The organism is Paenibacillus sp. JDR-2, from assembly GCF_000023585.1.
Taxonomy (GTDB): Bacteria; Bacillota; Bacilli; order Paenibacillales; family Paenibacillaceae; genus Pristimantibacillus.
Window position 1 is genome coordinate 1,312,501 of sequence record NC_012914.1, and the last position, 21,851, is coordinate 1,334,351.

Consider the following 21,851-nt stretch of genomic DNA (forward strand, 5'->3'; position numbering starts at 1 on the left):
CGTGCGCTTACAAAAAGTCAGAGCCCGTTAAAAGGGTGATGGCGTGCCTTTTGTAGAATGAACCGGCGAGTTACGTTCACGTGCAAGGTTAAGTCGGGAAGACGGAGCCGCAGCGAAAGCGAGTCTGAATAGGGCGAATATAGTACGTGGTCGTAGACCCGAAACCGTGTGATCTACCCCTGTCCAGGGTGAAGGTGCGGTAACACGCACTGGAGGCCCGAACCCACGAATGTTGAAAAATTCGGGGATGAGGTGGGGGTAGCGGAGAAATTCCAATCGAACTCGGAGATAGCTGGTTCTCCCCGAAATAGCTTTAGGGCTAGCCTCGGTTAAGAGTGTCGTGGAGGTAGAGCACTGATTGGGTGCGGGGCCCGCCAAGGGTTACCAAGTCCAGTCAAACTCCGAATGCCATAGACATGTTTACCGGGAGTCAGACAGTGAGTGCTAAGATCCATTGTCAAGAGGGAAACAGCCCAGATCATCAGCTAAGGTCCCCAAGTGTGTGTTAAGTGGGAAAGGATGTGGAGTTGCAAAGACAACCAGGATGTTGGCTTAGAAGCAGCCACCATTTAAAGAGTGCGTAATAGCTCACTGGTCGAGTGACTCTGCGCCGAAAATGTAACGGGGCTAAACACACCACCGAAGCTATGGCATGCACCGTTTGGTGCTTGGGTAGGGGAGCGTTGTATGTAGGTTGAAGTCAGACCGTAAGGACTGGTGGACAGCATACAAGTGAGAATGCCGGTATGAGTAACGAAAAGACAAGTGAGAATCTTGTCCGCCGAAAGCCTAAGGGTTCCTGAGGAAGGCTCGTCCACTCAGGGTAAGTCGGGACCTAACGCGAGGCCGAAAGGCGTAGTGGAAGGACAACAGGTTGAAATTCCTGTACCACCGAAGATTGTTTGAGCAATGGGGTGACACAGAAGGGCAGTGACGCGGACTGATGGAATAGTCCGTCCAAGCAGTGAGGCAGAGTTGTAGGCAAATCCGCAACTCGCGTAAGCTAGGCTGTGATGGGGAGCGAAAATTGCAGTAGCGAAGGTCATGTACTCCGGCTGTCGAGAAAAGCCTCTAGTTAGATCTAGGTGCCCGTACCGCAAACCGACACAGGTAGGCGAGCAGAGCATGCTAAGGCGCGCGGAAGAACTCTCGTTAAGGAACTCGGCAAAATGACCCCGTAACTTCGGGAGAAGGGGTGCCTCGGTAGGGTGAATAGCCCGAGGGGGCCGCAGTGAAAAGGCCCAAGCGACTGTTTAGCAAAAACACAGGTCTGTGCGAAGCCGTAAGGCGAAGTATACGGGCTGACGCCTGCCCGGTGCTGGAAGGTTAAGGGGAGCGGTTAGGAGCAATCCGAAGCTGTGAACCGAAGCCCCAGTAAACGGCGGCCGTAACTATAACGGTCCTAAGGTAGCGAAATTCCTTGTCAGGTAAATTCTGACCCGCACGAATGGCGTAACGACTTGGGCGCTGTCTCAACGAGAGATCCGGTGAAATTTTAATACCTGTGAAGATGCAGGTTACCCGCGACAAGACGGAAAGACCCCATGGAGCTTTACTGCAGCTTGATATTGGACTTTGGTACGATCTGTACAGGATAGGTGGGAGCCTGAGAAGCATGAGCGCCAGCTTGTGTGGAGGCGACGTTGGGATACCACCCTGATCGTATCGGAGTTCTAACCTGGAACCGTGAAACCGGTTCGGGGACCGTGTCAGGTGGGCAGTTTGACTGGGGCGGTCGCCTCCTAAAATGTAACGGAGGCGCCCAAAGGTTCCCTCAGAATGGTTGGAAATCATTCGGAGAGTGCAAAGGCATAAGGGAGCTTGACTGCGAGACCAACAAGTCGAGCAGGGACGAAAGTCGGGCTTAGTGATCCGGTGGTACCGAATGGAAGGGCCATCGCTCAACGGATAAAAGCTACCCTGGGGATAACAGGCTTATCTCCCCCAAGAGTCCACATCGACGGGGAGGTTTGGCACCTCGATGTCGGCTCATCGCATCCTGGGGCTGAAGTAGGTCCCAAGGGTTGGGCTGTTCGCCCATTAAAGCGGTACGCGAGCTGGGTTCAGAACGTCGTGAGACAGTTCGGTCCCTATCTGTCGCGGGCGCAGGAAATTTGAGAGGAGCTGTCCTTAGTACGAGAGGACCGGGATGGACGTACCGCTGGTGTACCAGTTGTTCCGCCAGGAGCACCGCTGGGTAGCCAAGTACGGACGGGATAAGCGCTGAAAGCATCTAAGCGTGAAGCCCCCCTCAAGATGAGATTTCCCAATTAGTAAGACCCCTTGAAGACGACGAGGTTGATAGGTTCGGGGTGGAAGCACAGCAATGTGTGGAGCTGACGAATACTAATCGGTCGAGGGCTTATCCTAAAACAACCCCCAAAAAGTGAAGTTAAGCGTTATAGCTTATTCCGATTACTTTTCGGGGACCCCGGTGTAACAATCGGAACACTTAAGGAATTCAAACTTTCGTATCCAGTTTTCAAGGCGCAAGCTTTGAATATATTCCCTGATAGCTCAGTTGGTAGAGCACTCGACTGTTAATCGAGTTGTCACAGGTTCGAGTCCTGTTCGGGGAGCCATATAGAGAGGTGTCCGAGTGGTCGAAGGAGCACGATTGGAAATCGTGTAGGCTCTAACCGGGTCTCGAGGGTTCGAATCCCTTCCTCTCTGCCATAATTTCTCTTACATAGCAGATTGCTACGTAATAAGTAAGGCCCGTTGGTCAAGGGGTTAAGACACCTCCCTTTCACGGAGGTAACAGGGGTTCGAATCCCCTACGGGTCACCATCTTTACAAAAAAAGAAATAAAAAAGTTCTTGCCAAGCAGACTTGAATGTGATATATTATAAAAGTCGCTCGAGAGAATATGGAGGCTTAGCTCAGCTGGGAGAGCATCTGCCTTACAAGCAGAGGGTCGGGGGTTCGATCCCCTCAGCCTCCACCATATAAGATTCATAATGACGCGGGGTGGAGCAGCTCGGTAGCTCGTCGGGCTCATAACCCGAAGGCCGCAGGTTCAAATCCTGCCCCCGCAACCAAAACTTTATCTTCGGTTGTTACCGAGAATTCGATGTGGAGCTGTGGTGTAGAGGCCTAACATGCCTGCCTGTCACGCAGGAGACCGCGGGTTCGAATCCCGTCAGCTCCGCCATTTAATCAAACATCAGGCTCGGTAGCTCAGTCGGTAGAGCAGAGGACTGAAAATCCTCGTGTCGGCGGTTCGATTCCGTCCCGAGCCACCATGTTAGATGGTTGGAAAAGTTAATATGCCGGTGTAGCTCAGTTGGTAGAGCAACTGACTTGTAATCAGTAGGTCGTGGGTTCGACTCCTATCGCCGGCACCAGTTTTACGGAGGGTTAGCGAAGTGGCCAAACGCGGGAGACTGTAAATCTCTTCCTAACGGTTCGGTGGTTCGAATCCATCACCCTCCACCACTTAGGGGCATAGTTTAAAGGTAGAACAAAGGTCTCCAAAACCTTTGGTGTGGGTTCAATTCCTGCTGCCCCTGCCAGATAATTTTTATAGTGAGTATGGCGGTCGTGGCGAAGGGGTTAACGCACCGGTCTGTGGCTCCGGCATTCGTGGGTTCAAGTCCCATCGATCGCCCCATTTTCACTAAGATTTAAAAAAAGGTTTTTGTTGGGGATTAGCCAAGCGGTAAGGCAACGGACTTTGACTCCGTCACTCCAAGGTTCGAATCCTTGATCCCCAGCCATTTATGCGGAAGTGGCTCAGCGGTAGAGCATCGCCTTGCCAAGGCGAGGGTCGCGGGTTCGATTCCCGTCTTCCGCTCCATAATTAGGTGGCGCCATAGCCAAGTGGTAAGGCAGAGCTCTGCAAAAGCTTTACCCCCAGTTCGAGTCTGGGTGGCGCCTCCACAATTATTTCAATAAATGTGCCCTTAGCTCAGCTGGATAGAGCGTTTGACTACGAATCAAAAGGTCAGGAGTTCGAATCTCTTAGGGCACGCCATATTTACTAAATGCCGGTGTGGCGGAATGGCAGACGCGCGCGACTCAAAATCGTGAGGGAAACCGTGGAGGTTCGAGTCCTCTCACCGGCACCAAATATTGAAATGATTGCGCTGATTGTACTTTGTACAGTCAGCGTTTTTTGCATGTTAAATACTTTATAAGCACCTGACGGACCAACCTCCGCTAGGTGCTTTTTTGTTTATATCGAATGGGGGATGACCATACTGATTACTATCAAATACAGGTGATGTGATGCAGCATGAATCAGATCGATGTTTCAGCTATTAAAGAAAAACTCGGAAATAGTAACGATATTGTTTTTAAGGAATTTCAAATCGAATATGCCGACCGTTCTCAAAGAGTGGATTTGTTTTATGCGGATGGGCTGGTAAATGCGGGATCTGTTCAGGATTTTATATTGGAGACTTTAATGGTGGAGTTTCCTAAGCTTGATACGAATCAACATCCTTTTCTGGACTTGCTGACTGCGGGAGACGTAGAAGAAGTGACATCGACGGAAACGATGTATTATGATCTGTTTTCAGGTCACGTCATTCTTATTTGGGATAGCACTAAAATTTTGTCCATTGCTATGAATGGGATTAAAGACCGCGCGGTATCAGAGGCAATGACGGAAACGGTTAGCCGCGGTCCAAAAGAATCGTTTACGGAATCCATTCGCACAAATACGGCATTGGTCAGAAGAAAAATAAAGAACCCCAATTTATGGTTGGAAAATATGCGGATAGGGAAAGTGACTCAGACTAGTGTCTCCATTATGTATGTAAAAGGGATCGTAAGCGATAAGATCGTGGATGAGGTGCGTAACCGACTAACCAGAATTGATATTGACGGGATACTGGAAAGCGGCTATATCGAAGAACTCATTCAGGATTCCGCTTATAGTCCATTTCCGACCATGTATAACTCCGAACGGCCGGATGTCATCGCTGCCGAGCTTCTCGAAGGCAAAGTGGCGATATTGGTGGATGGAACGCCTCATGTTCTTGTCGTTCCAGCACTGTTTATTTCCTTCATGCATTCTGCAGAGGACTATTACCAGCGCGCGGATATCAGCTCGCTAATAAGGATTCTTCGTTTTGTGGGGATTTTTATTGCCTTGTTAGGGCCTTCGCTATATATAGCCATAACGACCTTTCATCAGGAAATGCTTCCTACTCAACTGCTCATTGGACTTGCTGCCCAACGGGAGGGGATACCTTTTCCCGCTTTTATCGAAGCGCTGATTATGGAGATTACGTTCGAGATCCTACGTGAAGCTGGGGTTCGCATGCCAAGAACAATGGGGCAGGCCATTTCGATTGTCGGTACATTGGTTATTGGACAGGCAGCTGTTGATGCCGGGATTGTTTCCGCAGCGATGGTCATTGTCGTGTCCATCACGGCTATATCAAGCTTTGTTGTGCCTGCAATGAATATGTCGATTTCCATCCGGATGATCCGTTTTGCGTTAATGGGTCTGGCTGCGTCGTTTGGTTTATACGGGATTATCTTGGGCATTTTTGCGCTCGTACTCCATTTATGCAGTCTTCGTACATTCGGAGTACCGTATATGAGTCCGTTTGGCCCCTTTATTGCCGAGGATACGAAGGATACCTTATTCCGGCTGCCGCATTGGGCGATGCGGAAACGTCTGCGTCTAATTAGTCAGAATAATATTACCCGCGGCAATAACAAGGCTCCCGGTCCGAAGCGTTAATCGAGAATAAAGGCAACGAGATGAGGAATTGCGATGATGATGCGAAGACTATTAGTTCCCTTATTGTTTGTTTTAATAGCGATGACGCTGGCGGGCTGCTGGAATCGCCGCGAGCTTAATGATCTAGCTATTGCCGTGGCAATCGGAATCGATAAGGATGGGGAGAATCAATACCAGGTTTCGGTTCAGGTGGTTGACCCGGGAGAAGTTGCCGCAAACAACAGAACGATGACACGGACTCCCGTTACGTTTTACCAAGCGAGGGGGCGAACCATATTTGAAGCCATACGAAAAATGACCACGGTATCGCCGAGGCCTATTTATTCGGCCCACCTTCGGATGTTAGTCATAGGCGAGGAGTTAGCCAAAGAAGGGATTGGAGACGCTCTTGAGTACATGTCCAGATATTATGAGCATCGCACCGATTTCTACATCGCCATTGCAAGAGAGACTACCGCTGCAAGCACGTTGAAAATATTAACCCATTTGGAGGCTATACCTGCCAATCAGATGTATTCCTCTTTGCTTAACTCGCAGAAGCAATGGGCACCAACTGCATCGATAACGCTGGATCAGCTCATTATGGATATCGTTAGCAAAGGCAAACAACCGGTTGTTACCGGACTTCGCCTACGAGGAGATCAGGAAAAAGGGATGAGCAGAGAAAATGTGGAGAGTATTGCTTCTGCAGCCCACTTGCAGTATTCAGGCTTGGCTGTTATCAACCAGGATAAGCTTATTGGCTGGCTGAATGAAGTGGAAAGCAGGGGTTACTCTTTTATCCATAACGATGTTCATAATACGGTGGGGGTTCTTAAGTGTCCTGATGGCGGGAAAATGACTATTGAGGTCATTCGATCAAAGACGATACCCAAAGCCAAGTTTGTAAACGGAGAACCGGAAATACATTTAGCGATCCGTATCGAGGCCAGCATAGGCGAAGTGTTGTGTAAAATCGATCTGACTCAAAAATCGTCTATTTATAAAATGGAGCACAAAAGCGAGGATGCGATAAGAGGCTTTGTGCAGAAAACAATCGATCAGGCTCAGGAAAAGTACAAAGTTGATATATTTGGTTTTGGGGATGTTGTTCATCGCGCAAATCCTGCCTATTGGAAAAAAGTTGAAAATAATTGGGACTCCGTCTTTCAGAAAATGCCGGTCAAGCTAGACGTTGTGGTCAATATCCGGCAGACCGGCACGGTTAATAACTCGTTTATGCAAGAAATGAACTAAGAAGGAATAGCAACTATGATGAAATATATATGGCTATTCGCAGCTGCAGCTGTAATTATTCTGATTGAAGTACCGTCGTTGAGGAAGAGAAAGCTGAAGAAGGATCTTTGGGTATTCTCTTGTCTGATGGGGTTAGGTATCGTGCTGGTGATTATGAGGTTCCTCAATTTGCATATTCCTAATCCCGTAAACGGGCTCGATTATATGCTGCGGCCCCTGGCCGAGGCAATTTTTCAAAATTTAAGTGGGGGATGATGGAGATTGCTTGAGAAAGGAAAAATAAGTCACCGGCAGTTGACCGTACTTACGCTTCTGTATACGATTGGCACCTCCATTCTGATCGTTCCCTCCATCATAGCCGTGTTCTCCAGACAAGACGGCTGGATTGCATGCCTTATAGGGATAGCAGCCAATCTTCTAAGCGTATGGACATACAGCGCGCTGGCCGGCCGCTATCCTACGCTAACTCTTGCGGAATTTAGCGAGAAGATATTGGGGAAATGGCTTGGAAAGGCCATTTCGTTGTTTTTCCTATCGTTTATCTTCTTGCTGTCTTCTTTCTTGCTTCGGGTCGTGGGGAATTTTATGACTACTCATATCATGCCGAATACGCCAATCGAAATAATCATCATTATATTTATGGTTGTAGTGGTTTACGCGGTTCGGCTTGGTATTGAGACAACGGCTAGGGCAGCAGAGATTTTCTTGCCTTTTGTGATCGCATTGTTCCTGTTCTTGACCTTTTTCCTGCTGCCTCAGATTGAGTTAGACCGGGCTGAGCCTGTTTTCGAGAATGGAATAAAACCAATAATTCTAGGAGCGTTTTATTATTTTAATCTTCAAGAACAGGTTATTCTAATGATGCTGATTCCCTATTCGAACCGGCCGGAAAAAGCAAGAAGCGCCCTGATCGCAGGAACATTGCTTGGCAGCGTGGTTATTATCGTTAGCGTTCTGCTGTCGACGTTGGTGCTGGGCACTGAATTTACGCAGAGGAATATGTATGCCAGCTATACCCTGGCGAAGCAAATCAGCGTGGGGAACTTTCTACAGAGGGTCGAGGCAATGCTGGCGATTATATGGTTGATCACGATCTTTTTCAAGACGGTGATTTGCGTGTATGCCGTAACACTTGGGACAGCTCAGACGTTGAAATTGAAAGAATACCGTACGTTGACCCTTCCGTTTGCTCTGCTGCTTGTTTTCTTGTCTCTTCTTGTCTATGACAATATCATTAGCTTTATTGCGTTTACGCCCAAGGTTTTCTCCGTGTACGCGACCATCTTTATGGTCCTTATCCCAGTTGGGCTGCTTGGCATAGATGCTTTCCGTTCCAGCTTTAAGGAGAACCAATCATCATCATGAGGTGCTGACTCTGGATAGAGTGAGCGCCTTTTTTGTCGTTACAGGACAAGATTCGACCCTTAAGGCGGAAGAGCCACTCGACCTAGGTCTAGCATAGAAACCGTCGTTGGTCCGTTTTAGAAAGCGCGGATTCGATCTACAATAGGAACATAAGCAAGAGAGCTTCACAAGAAGAGAAAAACAAAGCAATCTTTGAGAGGCGGTGGAAGAAGCAATGGATGGTAAAAAAGCGTTAGGCTTATTGCTTGCAGTTGCAGGCGGCATCATGGTATTAAAATTCTTCGGCATCCATCTTGGTGCACTGGTAGGTACCCTGTTCGCAATCGTATTGATCGGACTTGGGGTAGTTGCCTGGAGAAGCAATCGAAAGATTATTGGCGGTATTGTAGGCGCAATCGGTATTTTGATGCTGCTGCCGGCATTATCCAAACTGATTATGCTGGGTATTGCTGTCGTGCTGATCCTGTTCGGTATTTCGATGGTGAAAAACAAGAACAACAATCGACATTTCTAATAAAAAAAGTTGGGAGGGCCATACATGAGCATTATGCGGCGAGTGCGCGACATTACAGTGGCAAGTTTAAATGAAAGACTGGAGAAAGCAGAAGATCCGGTTCGCCTGATTGACCAGTTCCTCTGGTCGACACGCGAAGAGATTATTCAAGCGGAACGGCTGCACCAGCAATATCTGGGACATAGCAATCATCTGAAAGCGCAATGGCTGCAAGCAGAACAGCAGAAGGAAAAGCGCGAACAGCAAGCGCTGACCGCATTGAAAGCCGGCGAAGAGCAGCTTGCACGAATCGCCCTTCACGAGAAGACGACAAGCGAGGAACGATCGAATCAATACCGCGAGCTGTACGAGCAAAGCCGTCAGAATACGATGGACCTGGAAGACCAGCTTCGCGAAATGCGGAGCGAATATCAGCTCGTCTATGACAAACGCGAATACTATGCAGCCAGAATGGAGTCGCTCAGACTTCAGCAGCGCATGAATGCGCGGTACACAGAAGGCGGCCAAGCGGGCGGCATTCAGCCAGGCTCGATGTTCCGCAGATTGGAAGACCGGATCGGCGATATGGAGATGGAGGCAAAAAGCTTGCATGATCTTCGCCGGATGGGCAAAGAGTTCATCAGCGAAGCAGGCAATCAAGTACAATCCGTTATCGAACGCGAGCTGCAGCAATTAAAGAAGAAGCTTGAGAAGGAAGGATGGTCGTCTTGAAAAAACTGTACCGGTCTACCCGCGACAAGAAGCTGTTTGGTCTTTGCGGCGGACTCGCGGAAATGATCAATGTCGATGCGACTCTTATCCGTATCCTGCTCATCGTCGTTACCATCTTTACAAGTGGCTTCGCAATTCCTGTCTATATCATTGCCGGCCTTATCGTTCCTAAGGAACCAACGTTTTATAACGGTCACGGCTTTGGGCCTGGCGGGTTTGGAGGCGGCTACGGCGGCAGCGGTTACGGTAACGGCTATAACGGTGGTCAAGGCGGGCAAGGCGGCTTTGGTTCCTCCTTCGGCGGTCCATACAAGAACCCGCCGCAAGGACAATGGGACAATTTCTCGCAAGCTCGTCCCGGGCAGCAGGCCTCGTCGTCGCAATTCGATAGCATGATGGATGATCTGGAGAAAAAAGCACTTCGTAAAGAAATCGAAGAATTACGCGCCAAATTGGCTAAATATGAGAAGGGAGAGATTTAACAATGGGAATCTTTAAAAGAATGAAGGATCTGACTAAGGCATCGGTGAATGAGGTATTGGATAAAATGGAAGATCCGGTAGTCATGCTGAATCAATATCTGCGTGACATGGAATCGGAAATTCATCAAGCGGAAGTAACGGTAGCGAAACAAATGGCTAACGAACGCCGTCTGAAACAACGTCTGGATGAAGCGGTACGCAGCATTGCCGACCGTGAGTCGAAGGCAGAAGCAGCACTTCGCGCCGGCCAAGAGGAGTTCGCTCGCAAGCTGCTCGAAGAGAAGCTTTATTTCGACCAGAAGGTGAATGAATACAGCGATCTTCATGCACAAGCGAAAACGCAAGCAGAAGAGCTGATGCAGCAATTGCACGGCATGAAGGATGAGTTCTACCAGCTTCGAAATAAACGCAATGAGCTGGCATCCCGCGCTCAAATTGCTAAAGCGCAAAAGCAAATGGCTCAAATTTCTTCGAACCATACGATCGACAGCGGTACAGCATCGAGAGGCTTCTACCGTATGGAAGAGAAAATCATGCAGCTTGAAGCGGAAGCGGATGTTCTTCGCACTCCTTACTCGGCAGCATACAGCGGTACAGGCAACAACGCAGGCTCCTTCAGTTCTGCTGACATGGAGAAAAAGCTGAAGGTTGACGAGCAGCTTGAAGCTTTGAAAAGCAAGCTGAACAAACCGGAAGAAGTATAATCAACTAGCAGTATGCAAAGACGGAAGAGCGGATCGGGTAACCGCAATTTCATTAAGCTTTAACTTAATGAAATTGACGGGGGGACCGGTCTGCTCTTCCCTGCGTGCGTATTTGAAGGAGTGGACCTGGATGGCTGAAGGACAAGCGAATGAGCACCATCGTGCGGAGAGGCCCAATAAAGAAGCAAGACGCAAAAATGTGACCGAGACCGTATTATGGCTCATTATTATCGTGAGTCTTGTCATCATTGTGCTGCAAGCGATTGGTTACGTGCGGTTGTATACTTTCCAAGGCAAGTGGGCTATCTTAGGACTTACCGTAATCGGGGCAGCAATGGCAGCAGCGGCGATCGTTGGTTTTCTGCAGAATTCCAAACTCAAGCAGGCAGTTGAGCGGCTTAGCGAACAGCAACGCAGACGCAGTTATCGGGTAACGCTGAATTCGGCGGAGGAGGAAGGCGGTGTTCCGGTGTCCGAACAGGAGCAAAGCGATGCGATCTGGACGGAGAAGGTCAAGTTCTCGGCTGTTATCGAAGAACGTCAGCGGCTTGCAAGAGAGCTGCATGACGCGGTCAGTCAGCAGCTGTTCGCAATCTCGATGACGGCGACGGCTGTCAGCCGCACGATTGAGCGGGACTGGGAGCGGGCGAAGAGACAGGTACAGCTTATCGAGGAGATGGCTTCCGTAGCGCAATCAGAGATGCGCGCCCTGCTGCTGCATTTAAGACCCGTTCACCTGGACGGCAAAAATTTGGCTGCCGCATTAACCGCGCTGGTGGACGAGCTTAAGCAGAAGGTTCCGATGACAATTGATCTGGATGTTGATGATTCGATTACGATGAAGCCTGAAACGGAGGATCATTTGTTCCGGATCGCGCAAGAAGCCTTGTCGAATACCCTTCGGCATTCAAAAGCGGAAAGTATGGAAATTAAGCTGCATCGGAAAGGCCCCGAAGTACGTATGTTATTAAAAGATACCGGCATCGGCTTCGACCTGGAAGCGAAGAAACAAACCTCTTACGGTTTATTAACGATGGAAGAGCGTGTGAATGAGCTTGGCGGCTATTTACATATGATCTCAAAACCGGGAGAGGGAACAAGCATAGATATCCGGGTTCCGATTGACGGCGGCGATATAGAGAAGTAGGACCATGTACATGTTGAAGGAAGCGGTGAATAAGGTGGAACCGATCGAGCAACTGAATGAACGGATTAAAGTATTGTTAGTGGATGATCATGAGATGGTGCGTATCGGACTCGCTGCGGTGTTAGATACGGAAGAAGGTATCGAAGTCGTAGGGGAAGCAAGCAACGGTTATGACGGAATCCGGCTGGCTCAGGCCTATAAGCCTGACATCGTACTTATGGATCTTGTTATGGATGGCATGGATGGCGTGGAGACAACGCAAAAGCTGCTTGAACTGTATCCGGAATGCAAGGTTATCGTATTAACCAGCTTTATTGACGATAGCAAGCTGTATCCGGTTATTGAAGCGGGGGCGTTCAGCTACCTTCTCAAGACGGCGAGAGCAACGGAGATTGCGGATGCGATACGCGCAGCGGCACGCGGACAGTCGGTACTGGAGTCGCAGGTTGCCGCCAAGATGATGAACCGGCTCCGCAAACCAAAGCAGCCGGTACAGGCCGCGCTTCATGATGATTTGACGGAACGGGAGATGGACGTGCTGAAGCGGGTAGCGCAAGGAATGTCCAATCAGGAAATAGCGGACGAGCTGTTTATCGGCGTGAAGACCGTGAAGTTCCACATTACGAACATCTTTAACAAGCTTGACGTTGAAGACCGCACGCAAGCGGCGATTTATGCACATAAGCAAGGGATTGCGGAGTAGAAAGCATATATATCAGAAAGGGGCTCGCCTGAAGTTGAACTTCCGGCAGGCCCCTTTTTTCTTGTGACAGCTGGAGAGGAAGCCCAGTTTTTGCTAAAATAAGTTAAAGGCGGCGGTTAAGAAGCATTCCGCTTGAAGGAAAAGGCCAATACGTTGCCATGGAATTGTAGTAACAGCTATAGGGCTGCAGAAGCGGGATATCCTTGCGCAGTAAATCCAGTACTCTTGCAGATAGTGGCTCTTCCAGCGCCTTGTGAAGACAGGTAATCCAGCCTTGCGGACCTGTGAGCAGTTGAACGGAGGATTCGTTCTTACCGGAATCCGGGAGTTGGATCTGCCAGGTACCGTTCTCAAGCATCAGTCCGTATTCAACCGCAGCAGGATGGGACATTGCTTGTTCAATAGTGAACCTAAGCTGCGGACTCAGGAAGGGTTCAGCCTCTTCGAGGAAAGCAAGCAGTCCGTTTACGGCTCCGGCCACCTTCCGCAGTTCTTCCTCAATGACAGACAAAGAAGGATTTTGTTTGATTTTACGGGCGGAGAGCCGGATCATGAGCTGGGCTTGTCTGCTGTGCCGAAGCCATCCTGCGGCCGTTTCGGCAGCATGACGGTAAGGGGCGCCCCAATCGAAGCTGTCAAATATAGCAGATCCGGGAGACAGCCTTATCGGCTCTTCTTCACGGAATGTACTTTTGCCGTAAGGGCGAACCGGAGAAGCGGCTAGAAGCCGGTCGGTTTGCCTGGCAGGCGTTATAGACATCATTGGCATTTAGACTGCCTCCTTTGACGTTTGGTATGACCAGCATATTATGCTTTCGCGGCAAAGGCTGGCGAATGGTGTCTCTCAGAACAAAAGAAATAAAAAGGCAATTAGCGCGAAATCAAGCGTAATCAAATCGCGGAACGGATAGTATGGGCGAGGCTCGTAGTAATAAGGGTCAAACGGGTAGGATTGCGTTTGTACGGGCTGTTCCGGCTTGCTTGATTTGGCTTGAGGCTGGAGTTTGGATTTTGAGCTTTTCTTGTTCTTCTTCGAAGATTTAGCAGGAACATCCTCCGGCTCACCGGCAGAGGAAACATTAGGATCTCCATTAAGCGTAAGCTTTCCACCCGCGCATCTGCTCAACATACCGATATGCCTCGATCCATCCTTCATAATGATATATACAGGCATCCCGCAATATCGCGATACGATATCTTCCTCGAGAGGATAAATCTGTTCCATTTCAGGCTCCTCCTTATGTTTACTTGCATTAGGCTTTGCAACCAGTGTATTCACCCAGAGGCGAATAGGTATGGTTAAACACCTAGCAGTAATAAATGGTCAAGGGGAGGTTATTGACATCGCAGCGAATCGATTTGTTCAAAAGACAGCCGAGCAGTCCAACCGGCAGAAAGCACGGCGCGCGGTTATTTTGGCAGCAATTGTACTGGTGGTCGGCATCATATGGGCAGTCTTCAATAGGGATCAGCTCCGGTCCGATGAAAATCCCGGTATCGTTGCTCATGATCTAGTTCTGCTATGGCAGTGGACGGACAAGCTCTACAGTAAAGGCGCAGCTGATACCGAATGGACAATAAGATGGGATCTTGAAGGGGAAGCATCTGGCCTGGAGCAGGCGGAAGAGCGGCTTCAGGCGGATGAAAAGGGGCAGAAGCAGGGAACACTGTCCATATTCCCGCTAACGTCGGAGCATCAGGCGATGCTTGTATTTACGACCACTCAAAAGGCGGACAAGGAGCAGCTGCTTGCTATCGTAAACCGTACGGAAGCCGTATTAAAAAAGGAGGGCGTTACCTATTCCGGAGGGATGACGGTTCGGGGCAAGACGGAATATAATAACGCAGCGGAACGTCTGGCCCAGGCCGCGGGCGGCAAGCGGATTGACCGGTACAAGGATGAGAGCGGAACGGTCAGCGAAGCTTACTACTCTGAAAAGCTGTTTTCATCGGTAGAAGCAGGGGCGGGGAAGAAGGCGAATCTGCAAATTGCCGAGCATCGCGAAACGGAATCCGGAGCGTTGTCTTTAATCGTCGGAACCCCGTTAATAACGGGAGATTACACCGTTTCGGAAGCAGGAAACGATTAGAAGAAATATGATGGCTAATTAGTTTTTTTTATGATTGGATCAATAGCAGTTTAAGGATTAATATGCTAAACTACATAAATAAAAATAAAAAAATATATGGAAAGAATGAGGGAACTGAACTGTTATGAACGTTGAATCATCAAATGCGCAAGGCGCTATTTATTATATCTTCGGGGCGACAGGCGATCTGGCGAAGCGCAAGTTGTTTCCTGCCTTGTTCAGCCTATATAAAGAAGGAAAGCTGTCTGAAAATTTCGCCGTTGTAGGCTTAGCACGCAGAGAGCGTACAAACGAGCAGTTCCGCGCCGACCTGTATGAGTCCATTGTGGAATTCTGCCGTTATAAAGCAGATGACGTAGAGCTCTGGAACCGCTTCGCGGAGCACTTCGAATATATGCCTCTTGATATTAACAATGTAGAAGCATTCCGCGGTCTGGCTACTCTGTCCGATCAACTGGATGCAAAATTCAATATTCCGGGCAATCGTTTGTTCTATCTGGCGCTTGCACCGTCGCTGTTCGGACCTGTATCGTTCAGCCTGCGTGACGGCGGACTGCTCGAATCCAAGGGCTGGCACCGCGTCGTAATCGAGAAGCCGTTCGGCTATGATCTGGAATCGGCACAAAAGCTGAATGACCAAATCACGCAAGTATTCAAAGAAGAAGAAATCTACCGTATTGACCACTACCTCGGCAAAGAGATGGTGCAAAATATTCAAGTGATTCGTTTTGCGAATGCGTTTTTTGAGCCGCTGTGGAACAATAATCATATCGCAAACGTGCAAGTTACACTCTCCGAAACGGTTGGCGTAGAAGAACGCGGCGGTTACTATGATAAATCCGGCGCCCTTCGCGACATGGGTCAAAACCATATGCTTCAAATGCTGACGATGATCGCTATGGAACCGCCTAGCCGTCTGCATGGCGAAGATATCCGCGACGAGAAGGTTAAGGTGCTTCGTTCCCTTCGTCCTTACAAATCGAGCGACGAAGTGCGCAACCAGGTTGTACGCGGCCAATACAGCGAAGGCTCCCTCAAAGGGAAAGAACTTCCCGGTTACCGTCAAGAGGACTCGGTAGGCGAGAACTCCACAACGGAAACTTATTTTGCCGCTAAGCTGGCGGTTGATAACTTCCGCTGGGCGGGAGTACCGTTCTACATCCGTACAGGCAAACGCCTTCCGGTAAAAACAACGGAAGTTGTTATCGAATTCAAATCGATGCCGCAAAACGTATTGTTCGCGCAGCGTCATGACCTGCAGCCGAACTTGCTCGTTATTCGCGTTAACCCGATGGAAGGCATCTATATTAAAATGAATGCCAAAACGCCGGGCGAAGACAATTCGGTACAACCCGTAAACATGGAATTCTGCCAAAGCTGCCAAATCGGCATCAATACTCCGGAAGCCTATGAGCGCCTAATCCATGATGCGGTTCGCGGTGACTCGACGTACTTCACCCGTTGGGATGAAGTGGCTCAAGCATGGGAATTCGTTGACCGAATTGCAGCTGCATGGCGTGAGGATCCGACTGATCTGCAGCACTATCCTGCGGGCTCGTGGGGCCCAGAGAAAGCTGAAAAGCTGCTGGCGCAAGACGGCTTCAAATGGTGGCCGGTTAACGGGCAAGCAGAAGACAATGTGATTTGGGTATCGAATAGCGGCAAGTAATTCATTTATAGCACACCGCTGACGGGGGGATATGCCTTAATGTTTAAGGTTTACGATATTTCGATGACAATCGAAAAGGGCATGCCGGTATGGGGCAACCATGACGGCAAGCAGCCCGAAATCAACTCTCAGCCTACCTCTCCAGACGGCGTTAACGAATCGCGCATCGATATGGATGTCCATTGCGGCACCCATGTCGATGCGCCTCTGCATATGTTGCCGGAGGATGGCTCAACAATCGAAACAATTGGTCTCGAGGAGCTCGTCGGAAATGCCCGGGTTCTGGACTTCACGGACGTGAACGACAGCATTACAAGAGAAGACCTGGAGAAGCATGGCCTGCAAAAGGGCGAGTTCATTCTTGTGAAAACGAAGAATTCATATACGGATTCCTTTGAATCCGATTTTGTATTCTTGCGGGAGGATGGCGCCCGTTATCTCGTTGAGATAGGGGTTCGCGGGATTGGTACGGACGGACTTGGGATTGAACGCTCCCAGGCGGAGTATCCAACCCACCGGACGTTGTTCCGCAACAATGTCATTATTGTAGAAGGGCTTCGCCTGAAGGAAGTGCCCCCTGGCTCTTATTTCATGGTGATTGCACCTTTGAAATTGACCGGTATTGAAGCGGCGCCGGCACGCGCGCTGCTGATCGGGAATGGATAAAGGAGCGTTGCTTCGCGGCGACGCCATGAAGGGAAGGCAAGCATGAGCCAAACGTTAAGTAATGAAATAACACAGGAAGTAGATAAACGCCGTACCTTTGCGATTATCTCTCACCCTGACGCCGGTAAAACCACGTTAACAGAGAAGCTCCTCTTATTCGGGGGAGCTATTCGTCTTGCAGGGTCGGTAAAAGCCCGCAAAGCGAGCCGTCATGCTACATCCGACTGGATGGAAATCGAGAAGCAGCGCGGTATCTCCGTTACGTCCAGTGTGATGCAGTTCGATTACCTGGGACACCGGGTTAACATTCTGGATACACCCGGTCACCAGGATTTCTCCGAAGACACGTACCGTACGCTGACTGCAGCGGACAGCGCGGTCATGCTGATCGACGTTGCGAAAGGCGTCGAGGCGCAGACAATCAAGCTGTTCCAGGTCTGCCGCAAACGCGGTATTCCGATCTTCACCTTTATTAACAAGCTGGACCGTGAAGGCCAAAGCCCATTCGAGCTGATGGAAGAGCTGGAGCGGGTACTCGGCATTCGTTCGGTGCCAATGAACTGGCCAATCGGCATGGGCCGCGAGCTGTGCGGCGTATACGACCGGATGAAAAATCAGGTTGAGCTGTTCCAGGGCAATGACCACAGTACGATCGAGGTTCGCAAAGTCGAGGATTATAATGATCCTATCATCCGCGAAATGGCTGGCGACTACCTGCATGATCAGCTTATACAGGACTTGGAGCTGCTTGATGTAGCGGGCGATCCATTTGATTTCGAAAAGGTTCGGGCAGGCGAATTGACACCGATCTTCTTCGGCAGCGCCGTGAACAACTTCGGCGTTCAAACCTTCCTGGAGAACTTCCTGGAGCTGGCGCCAAAGCCGGCTCCACGGATGAGCACAAACGGTTCCGTTGACCCAACAAACGAGAAGTTCTCCGGTTATGTTTTCAAGATTCAAGCCAACATGAATCCGGCACACCGCGACCGTATCGCTTTCCTTCGGATTTGCTCCGGACGTTTCGAACGCGGCATGAGCGTACGCCATATCCGTGCAGGCAAAGACATTAAGCTGTCCCAGCCGCAGCAATTCCTGGCGCAGGACCGCGATATTGTCGAAACGGCTTATCCGGGCGATATTATCGGTTTGTTCGACCCGGGTATTTTCCGAATCGGAGATTCCTTGTCGCAAGGCTCCGAGGTTGTATTCGACGAGCTTCCGACATTCTCGCCGGAGATCTTTGCTAAGGTTACCGTGAAGAACGCTTTGAAACATAAGCAGTATCAGAAGGGTATAGACCAACTGACGGAGGAAGGCACCATTCAGGTGTTCTACTCTGCAAGCGGCTTTGCTGACGAAACGATTCTTGGCGTAGTCGGCCACCTGCAGTTCGAGGTATTCGAGTACCGGATGAAGGGTGAATACGGCGTTGATATTCAACTGCACCGTATGCCGTTCCAATTCGCGCGCTGGATCATTGACGACAAGATCGATCCTTCGAAGTTCCGGATCAACTCTACCCTCGTGAAGGACAAAAAAGGCAATTACGTTGTTCTCTTCGAGAATGAATATGCGATGCGTACAGCGATGGATAAGAATCCAACAATGAAATTCCTGGAGACTGCTCCCTAAGTGGAAACAGACTCATAATGAAAAAATCCCCTGATCGGTTGAGATCAGGGGATTTTTTTGCATTGCTATTGCCGGTAGCGGATAATTTGCTCAATTAAATCCCGTTCGACTTCCTTGTTGTACTCTTTGACCATTCTGGAGATTAAGAAGAGATCCACGATAACCCAGATGAACAAGGCAGCGGCAGGCAGGGCGAATAGGATGATTCCGATAATTTGCAAGGCCTTTTGTTCAGCTGCGGATGCAATACTGAGTAATATATAGGCTGGAGTTGCGATGAGGAAGAGAATCAGCTGGATAATGGCTGTCTTCTTGCGCTTCAGGTAAAAGCGGTGTACACCCAAGTGACCGCCAAGAAGCATCAGATAAGCGATAGCCGCCGATTTTTCGCTACTTCGCATCTCGGAGTTGAATACCATCAATTCATTCAGCGTGAGGTCTTGTCGATTCATGGGGACCTCCTAGAATGAACCACCGTGAAAATGCTTGTGAGCCAAAATTTCATCAATAAGCTGACCCTCGACAGCGCGGTTGCGGTCTCTCACCCATTGGTGCAGGAGAAAAGCATCCACGATCCACCAGACGGAAGTCACGATCGTACCGATTACGGAAATAGTTAGAATAAGCTGTGCAATCGCGGAGCCCTTGCGCCCGAGATAGAAGCGGTGACCGCCAAACATGCCGAGGAAATACCAGAGCACGTAAGCGACGATCATATTCTTGCCCCGATCCTTCACTTCTTGCTCCAGCAGAAGTAGTTCCCTGGCGTCGAGTTGGCTTTTTTGCGCGATGTTAAATGACATGTATTGCTCCCCTTTATCTAAATTGTAGTCCACCAGCTAAAGTATAGGGGTTATGTAAAAATCATACAACCCAAATTTACGTAAAAATAATGGAAATCTTTATTGCCTTATCCGGTTGACGGAACAGCGCTTTCATGACATAATGTACGCGTGTACATTATAGAAATGCAACAGCAAATGACTTAAGTAATAAATGCAATAACAGGAGGCGCCGACTATCAGCAGGAAAGAAGTAGCGAAGCTGGCCGGTGTATCGGAAGCAACGGTATCCCGGGTACTGAACAATGTAGGGCCTATTAAGGAAGAGACTCGAATCCGCGTGCTGGAGGCGGCCAAAGAGCTGGGATATGTGCCTAATTCGCTTGCCCAGCGTTTTGCCAGAAGGAAAAGCGGGAACGTTGGCGTCATTCTGCCGTTTGTGCCGAAGGTTCATCTGTTCTCGACCTATTATTTCGCGGAAATTTTAAGCGGGATCGGCGAGGCGGCGAAAGCCTGCAACTATGATCTGCTGCTAATATTCCGAGAGCAGGACAGTCCGCGTGATTATGCCAAGCTGTTCCGAACGCAGAAGGTGGATGCCTGTATCGTGCTGGGCGCTCAGAATGTTGCCGAGGAACGTGCAGCATTAGCCGAGCTTCAAGAAGAAGGTTATCCGTTCTGCCTTGTGAACCAGCGGTTTGACGAGGAAGGATACCTGACCGTTGATGCGGATCATGAGTCGGGAAGCTATACGGCTGTTCAGCATCTTATTGCAAACGGCTTCAAGCAGATTGCCTTCCTAAACGGGCCAGATGCTTTCTCTAGCAGCGGGGACAGGCTTGCCGGCTATAAACGTGCGCTGGAGGAATCGGGAATTCGGCACGAGGAAAAGCGGATATTTACCGGTAATTACAGCAGGAAGAGCGGGTATGAAGCGGCCTCGCGGCTAGTTGAGGGAATTAAGAGCAGGCAGATTGACGCTGTTTTTGCGGCTAATGACCGGATGGCGATTGGCTTGATGGACGGTCTTCGGGAGCACGGCATTGAAGCGGGCAAGGATATCGGCCTGATTGGTTACGATGACTCGGATAGTTCGAGAATCGTAACGCCGAAGCTGTCGACGGTATCGGTCCCTTTTTACGAGATGGGACGGAGAGCGGCTATGAAGCTGCTGGCAGCGGAAACCGAAGAGCCGGGGAATACGATTCTTCCCGTTCAACTCATTAAGAGAGAAACAACCTAAAATACGTATTCGAGAGGCGGTAGTTTAAGAATGAGCAAACTTCGTGTCGGAATGGTTGGCTATAAATTTATGGGGAAGGCGCACAGCAACGCGTACCGCGCGCTGCCGATGTTTTTCCCGGAAACCGCGGTACTGCCTGAAATGTCGGCGATCTGCGGACGTGATCCGGTGGGTCTCGAGAAGGCGCGGACGCAATTCGGCTGGCAGAGCAGCGAGACCGATTGGCGCAAGCTGGTCGCACGCGAGGATATTGATCTGATCGACATTAATGCGCCAAGCGATGCTCATAAGGAGATTACGATTGCGGCCGCCGAAGCGGGCAAGCATCTGTTCTGCGAGAAGCCGCTTGCATTGACGCTTGAAGATGCTAACGAAATGCTCGCTGCTGCCGAGAAAGCAGGCGTGAAGCATATGGTTGGCTTTAACTACCGCTTTGCTCCGGCTGTTCAATTGGCGAAGAAGCTGATCTCGGAAGGCCGTATCGGTAAAATCCATCACTTCCGCGCCGTCTTCCTGCAGGACTGGATTCTTGATCCGGAATTCCCGCTGGTATGGCGACTGAAGAAGGAAATTGCCGGTTCCGGTTCGCATGGCGACCTTGGCGCTCATTTGATCGATATGGCCCGTTTCCTCGTTGGCGAGTTCCAGGAAGTCATCGGGATGGAAGAGACTTTCGTCAAGGAACGTCCGGTGTCCGAATCGATGACGGGTCTTAGCGCAACAAAAAGCGGTGCGGACGCGCCGCGCGGTGAAGTAACGGTTGATGATGCAACGCTGTTCCTGACAAGGTTCGAGAATGGTGCGCTTGGCAGCTTTGAGGCGACGCGCTTTGCGGCAGGCCACCGTTGCACGAATGCGTTCGAGATTAACGGCAGCAAAGGCAGCATCAAGTTCGACTTCGAACGGATGAACGAGCTGGAGGTATACTTCACGGAGGATGCCGACGATGTGCAAGGCTTCCGCCGCGTACTCGCAACCGATGCTTCCCATGCTTACATGGATGCTTGGTGGCCGGCCGGTCACACAATCGGATACGAGCATACTTTCACTCATGAGGTGCATGAGCTGATGACGGCAATCGCGGAAGACCGTCAGCCGGTGCCTAACTTCCATGACGGCGTGAGATGCCAAGAGGTGCTTGTTGCGGTGGAACGTTCGATTGCGGAACGCCGTTGGGTTGCTTTGAAAGAGTTCCAATAATTCTGCGGG

Annotated in this window: 20 protein-coding genes, 16 tRNA genes and 1 rRNA gene (1 of these 37 running past the window's edge); 33 read left to right on the forward strand and 4 right to left on the reverse strand. The window is 49.9% G+C overall.

Translation table 11 applies throughout. The features are described from left to right. From PJDR2_RS05705 to PJDR2_RS05835, 27 genes are all read left to right on the forward strand, one after another. Positions 1–2,370 (forward strand): 23S ribosomal RNA (locus tag PJDR2_RS05705); it begins 563 nt to the left of the window's first position. Between the two features lie 136 nt (positions 2,371–2,506). After that, positions 2,507–2,582, forward strand: a tRNA-Asn gene (locus PJDR2_RS05710). Between the two features lie 3 nt (positions 2,583–2,585). Beyond that, positions 2,586–2,676 (forward strand) — tRNA-Ser (locus tag PJDR2_RS05715). 39 nt (positions 2,677–2,715) lie between these two features. Continuing rightward, positions 2,716–2,790, forward strand: a tRNA-Glu gene (locus tag PJDR2_RS05720). Positions 2,791–2,871: 81 nt separating this feature from the next. Then, positions 2,872–2,947, forward strand: a tRNA-Val gene (locus PJDR2_RS05725). 17 nt (positions 2,948–2,964) lie between these two features. Beyond that, positions 2,965–3,041, forward strand: a tRNA-Met gene (locus PJDR2_RS05730). A 36-nt stretch (positions 3,042–3,077) separates the two neighbouring features. Continuing rightward, positions 3,078–3,154, forward strand: a tRNA-Asp gene (locus PJDR2_RS05735). A gap of 15 nt (positions 3,155–3,169) precedes the next feature. Next, positions 3,170–3,245, forward strand: a tRNA-Phe gene (locus PJDR2_RS05740). A gap of 26 nt (positions 3,246–3,271) precedes the next feature. Next, positions 3,272–3,347, forward strand: a tRNA-Thr gene (locus PJDR2_RS05745). Between the two features lie 7 nt (positions 3,348–3,354). Continuing rightward, positions 3,355–3,438, forward strand: a tRNA-Tyr gene (locus PJDR2_RS05750). A gap of 3 nt (positions 3,439–3,441) precedes the next feature. Further along, a tRNA-Trp gene (locus tag PJDR2_RS05755) sits at positions 3,442–3,515 on the forward strand. Positions 3,516–3,537: 22 nt separating this feature from the next. Beyond that, positions 3,538–3,613: transfer RNA gene (locus PJDR2_RS05760), tRNA-His, on the forward strand. A 31-nt stretch (positions 3,614–3,644) separates the two neighbouring features. Then, positions 3,645–3,719: transfer RNA gene (locus PJDR2_RS05765), tRNA-Gln, on the forward strand. Between the two features lie 5 nt (positions 3,720–3,724). Further along, positions 3,725–3,799 (forward strand) — tRNA-Gly (locus PJDR2_RS05770). Positions 3,800–3,808: 9 nt separating this feature from the next. Further along, positions 3,809–3,882: transfer RNA gene (locus PJDR2_RS05775), tRNA-Cys, on the forward strand. A gap of 17 nt (positions 3,883–3,899) precedes the next feature. Next, positions 3,900–3,976: transfer RNA gene (locus PJDR2_RS05780), tRNA-Arg, on the forward strand. 12 nt (positions 3,977–3,988) lie between these two features. After that, positions 3,989–4,070, forward strand: a tRNA-Leu gene (locus tag PJDR2_RS05785). 167 nt (positions 4,071–4,237) lie between these two features. After that, positions 4,238–5,698, forward strand: a complete 1,461-nt coding sequence (locus PJDR2_RS05790; protein WP_015842724.1) for a spore germination protein — start codon at positions 4,238–4,240, stop codon at positions 5,696–5,698. A 33-nt stretch (positions 5,699–5,731) separates the two neighbouring features. Beyond that, entirely contained in the window at positions 5,732–6,934 is a 1,203-nt protein-coding gene (locus PJDR2_RS05795) for a Ger(x)C family spore germination protein (RefSeq protein WP_015842725.1), read from the forward strand. A gap of 15 nt (positions 6,935–6,949) precedes the next feature. Continuing rightward, entirely contained in the window at positions 6,950–7,189 is a 240-nt protein-coding gene (locus tag PJDR2_RS05800; protein WP_015842726.1) for a hypothetical protein, read from the forward strand. Positions 7,190–7,195: 6 nt separating this feature from the next. After that, positions 7,196–8,299: a GerAB/ArcD/ProY family transporter gene (locus PJDR2_RS05805; protein WP_015842727.1), complete on the forward strand. Its 1,104-nt coding sequence runs from the start codon at positions 7,196–7,198 to the stop codon at positions 8,297–8,299. Between the two features lie 214 nt (positions 8,300–8,513). Next, positions 8,514–8,813, forward strand: coding sequence for a LiaF transmembrane domain-containing protein (locus tag PJDR2_RS05810; protein ID WP_015842728.1), 300 nt, complete (start codon positions 8,514–8,516; stop codon positions 8,811–8,813). Positions 8,814–8,837: 24 nt separating this feature from the next. Next, positions 8,838–9,524, forward strand: a complete 687-nt coding sequence (locus tag PJDR2_RS05815; protein ID WP_015842729.1) for a PspA/IM30 family protein — start codon at positions 8,838–8,840, stop codon at positions 9,522–9,524. Then, a complete protein-coding gene (locus PJDR2_RS05820; protein ID WP_015842730.1) occupies positions 9,512–10,006 on the forward strand; it encodes a PspC domain-containing protein in 495 nt (164 codons plus the stop codon). Before PJDR2_RS05815 ends, PJDR2_RS05820 begins: the two co-directional genes overlap by 13 nt. 2 nt (positions 10,007–10,008) lie before the next feature. After that, positions 10,009–10,710 carry a PspA/IM30 family protein gene (locus tag PJDR2_RS05825; protein ID WP_015842731.1) on the forward strand — a complete coding sequence of 234 codons (702 nt, stop codon included), beginning with the start codon at positions 10,009–10,011 and terminating at the stop codon, positions 10,708–10,710. 130 nt (positions 10,711–10,840) lie between these two features. Beyond that, positions 10,841–11,857, forward strand: coding sequence for a sensor histidine kinase (locus PJDR2_RS05830; protein WP_015842732.1), 1,017 nt, complete (start codon positions 10,841–10,843; stop codon positions 11,855–11,857). A gap of 10 nt (positions 11,858–11,867) precedes the next feature. Continuing rightward, a complete protein-coding gene (locus tag PJDR2_RS05835; RefSeq protein WP_015842733.1) occupies positions 11,868–12,560 on the forward strand; it encodes a response regulator in 693 nt (230 codons plus the stop codon). 103 nt (positions 12,561–12,663) lie between these two features. Here PJDR2_RS05835 and PJDR2_RS05840 read toward each other — a convergent pair whose 3' ends face one another. Together PJDR2_RS05840 and PJDR2_RS05845 are read right to left on the reverse strand one after the other, a co-directional pair. Beyond that, the gene (locus tag PJDR2_RS05840; protein ID WP_015842734.1) at positions 12,664–13,329 is read right to left on the reverse strand and encodes a hypothetical protein; all 666 of its coding nucleotides are present in this window, start codon (positions 13,327–13,329) and stop codon (positions 12,664–12,666) included. A gap of 75 nt (positions 13,330–13,404) precedes the next feature. Next, the gene (locus PJDR2_RS05845) at positions 13,405–13,785 is read right to left on the reverse strand and encodes a hypothetical protein (protein ID WP_015842735.1); all 381 of its coding nucleotides are present in this window, start codon (positions 13,783–13,785) and stop codon (positions 13,405–13,407) included. A 70-nt stretch (positions 13,786–13,855) separates the two neighbouring features. Here PJDR2_RS05845 and PJDR2_RS05850 point away from each other — a divergent pair, with 70 nt between their 5' ends. The 4 genes from PJDR2_RS05850 (at position 13,856) to PJDR2_RS05865 (ending at position 18,617) form a co-directional block, all read left to right on the forward strand. After that, a complete protein-coding gene (locus PJDR2_RS05850; protein ID WP_015842736.1) occupies positions 13,856–14,650 on the forward strand; it encodes a YwmB family TATA-box binding protein in 795 nt (264 codons plus the stop codon). A gap of 124 nt (positions 14,651–14,774) precedes the next feature. After that, the gene (zwf, locus tag PJDR2_RS05855; RefSeq protein WP_015842737.1) at positions 14,775–16,319 is read left to right on the forward strand and encodes a glucose-6-phosphate dehydrogenase; all 1,545 of its coding nucleotides are present in this window, start codon (positions 14,775–14,777) and stop codon (positions 16,317–16,319) included. 39 nt (positions 16,320–16,358) lie between these two features. Further along, positions 16,359–16,985, forward strand: a complete 627-nt coding sequence (locus PJDR2_RS05860; protein WP_015842738.1) for a cyclase family protein — start codon at positions 16,359–16,361, stop codon at positions 16,983–16,985. Between the two features lie 42 nt (positions 16,986–17,027). After that, positions 17,028–18,617 (forward strand): peptide chain release factor 3, encoded by a 1,590-nt coding sequence (locus PJDR2_RS05865; protein ID WP_015842739.1) that lies wholly within the window; start codon positions 17,028–17,030, stop codon positions 18,615–18,617. Between the two features lie 65 nt (positions 18,618–18,682). On the opposite strand, the gene PJDR2_RS05870 is transcribed toward PJDR2_RS05865, so the two are convergent. Together PJDR2_RS05870 and PJDR2_RS05875 are read right to left on the reverse strand one after the other, a co-directional pair. Further along, the gene (locus tag PJDR2_RS05870) at positions 18,683–19,069 is read right to left on the reverse strand and encodes an NINE protein (RefSeq protein ID WP_015842740.1); all 387 of its coding nucleotides are present in this window, start codon (positions 19,067–19,069) and stop codon (positions 18,683–18,685) included. Between the two features lie 9 nt (positions 19,070–19,078). Next, positions 19,079–19,420, reverse strand: a complete 342-nt coding sequence (locus tag PJDR2_RS05875) for a TM2 domain-containing protein (protein WP_015842741.1) — start codon at positions 19,418–19,420, stop codon at positions 19,079–19,081. Positions 19,421–19,637: 217 nt separating this feature from the next. On the opposite strand from PJDR2_RS05875, the gene PJDR2_RS05880 reads away from it, so the two are divergent. Next, positions 19,638–20,642: a LacI family DNA-binding transcriptional regulator gene (locus tag PJDR2_RS05880; protein WP_041613301.1), complete on the forward strand. Its 1,005-nt coding sequence runs from the start codon at positions 19,638–19,640 to the stop codon at positions 20,640–20,642. A gap of 30 nt (positions 20,643–20,672) precedes the next feature. After that, positions 20,673–21,842, forward strand: coding sequence for a Gfo/Idh/MocA family protein (locus tag PJDR2_RS05885; protein ID WP_015842742.1), 1,170 nt, complete (start codon positions 20,673–20,675; stop codon positions 21,840–21,842). The last annotated feature ends 9 nt before the right edge of the window (positions 21,843–21,851 follow it).

Coding starts and splice junctions, on each gene's coding strand:
- PJDR2_RS05790 (WP_015842724.1), top strand. CDS start 4,238: ATGAATCAGATCGATGTTTCAGCTATTAAAGAAAAACTCGGAAATAGT.
- PJDR2_RS05810 (WP_015842728.1), top strand. CDS start 8,514: ATGGATGGTAAAAAAGCGTTAGGCTTATTGCTTGCAGTTGCAGGCGGC.
- PJDR2_RS05800 (WP_015842726.1), top strand. CDS start 6,950: ATGATGAAATATATATGGCTATTCGCAGCTGCAGCTGTAATTATTCTG.
- PJDR2_RS05795 (WP_015842725.1), top strand. CDS start 5,732: ATGATGATGCGAAGACTATTAGTTCCCTTATTGTTTGTTTTAATAGCG.
- PJDR2_RS05815 (WP_015842729.1), top strand. CDS start 8,838: ATGAGCATTATGCGGCGAGTGCGCGACATTACAGTGGCAAGTTTAAAT.
- PJDR2_RS05835 (WP_015842733.1), top strand. CDS start 11,868: ATGTTGAAGGAAGCGGTGAATAAGGTGGAACCGATCGAGCAACTGAAT.
- PJDR2_RS05840 (WP_015842734.1), bottom strand. CDS start 13,329: ATGCCAATGATGTCTATAACGCCTGCCAGGCAAACCGACCGGCTTCTA.
- PJDR2_RS05845 (WP_015842735.1), bottom strand. CDS start 13,785: ATGGAACAGATTTATCCTCTCGAGGAAGATATCGTATCGCGATATTGC.
- zwf (WP_015842737.1), top strand. CDS start 14,775: ATGAACGTTGAATCATCAAATGCGCAAGGCGCTATTTATTATATCTTC.
- PJDR2_RS05870 (WP_015842740.1), bottom strand. CDS start 19,069: ATGAATCGACAAGACCTCACGCTGAATGAATTGATGGTATTCAACTCC.
- PJDR2_RS05885 (WP_015842742.1), top strand. CDS start 20,673: ATGAGCAAACTTCGTGTCGGAATGGTTGGCTATAAATTTATGGGGAAG.
- PJDR2_RS05825 (WP_015842731.1), top strand. CDS start 10,009: ATGGGAATCTTTAAAAGAATGAAGGATCTGACTAAGGCATCGGTGAAT.
- PJDR2_RS05865 (WP_015842739.1), top strand. CDS start 17,028: ATGAGCCAAACGTTAAGTAATGAAATAACACAGGAAGTAGATAAACGC.
- PJDR2_RS05850 (WP_015842736.1), top strand. CDS start 13,856: ATGGTTAAACACCTAGCAGTAATAAATGGTCAAGGGGAGGTTATTGAC.
- PJDR2_RS05875 (WP_015842741.1), bottom strand. CDS start 19,420: ATGTCATTTAACATCGCGCAAAAAAGCCAACTCGACGCCAGGGAACTA.
- PJDR2_RS05830 (WP_015842732.1), top strand. CDS start 10,841: ATGGCTGAAGGACAAGCGAATGAGCACCATCGTGCGGAGAGGCCCAAT.
- PJDR2_RS05860 (WP_015842738.1), top strand. CDS start 16,359: ATGTTTAAGGTTTACGATATTTCGATGACAATCGAAAAGGGCATGCCG.
- PJDR2_RS05820 (WP_015842730.1), top strand. CDS start 9,512: ATGGTCGTCTTGAAAAAACTGTACCGGTCTACCCGCGACAAGAAGCTG.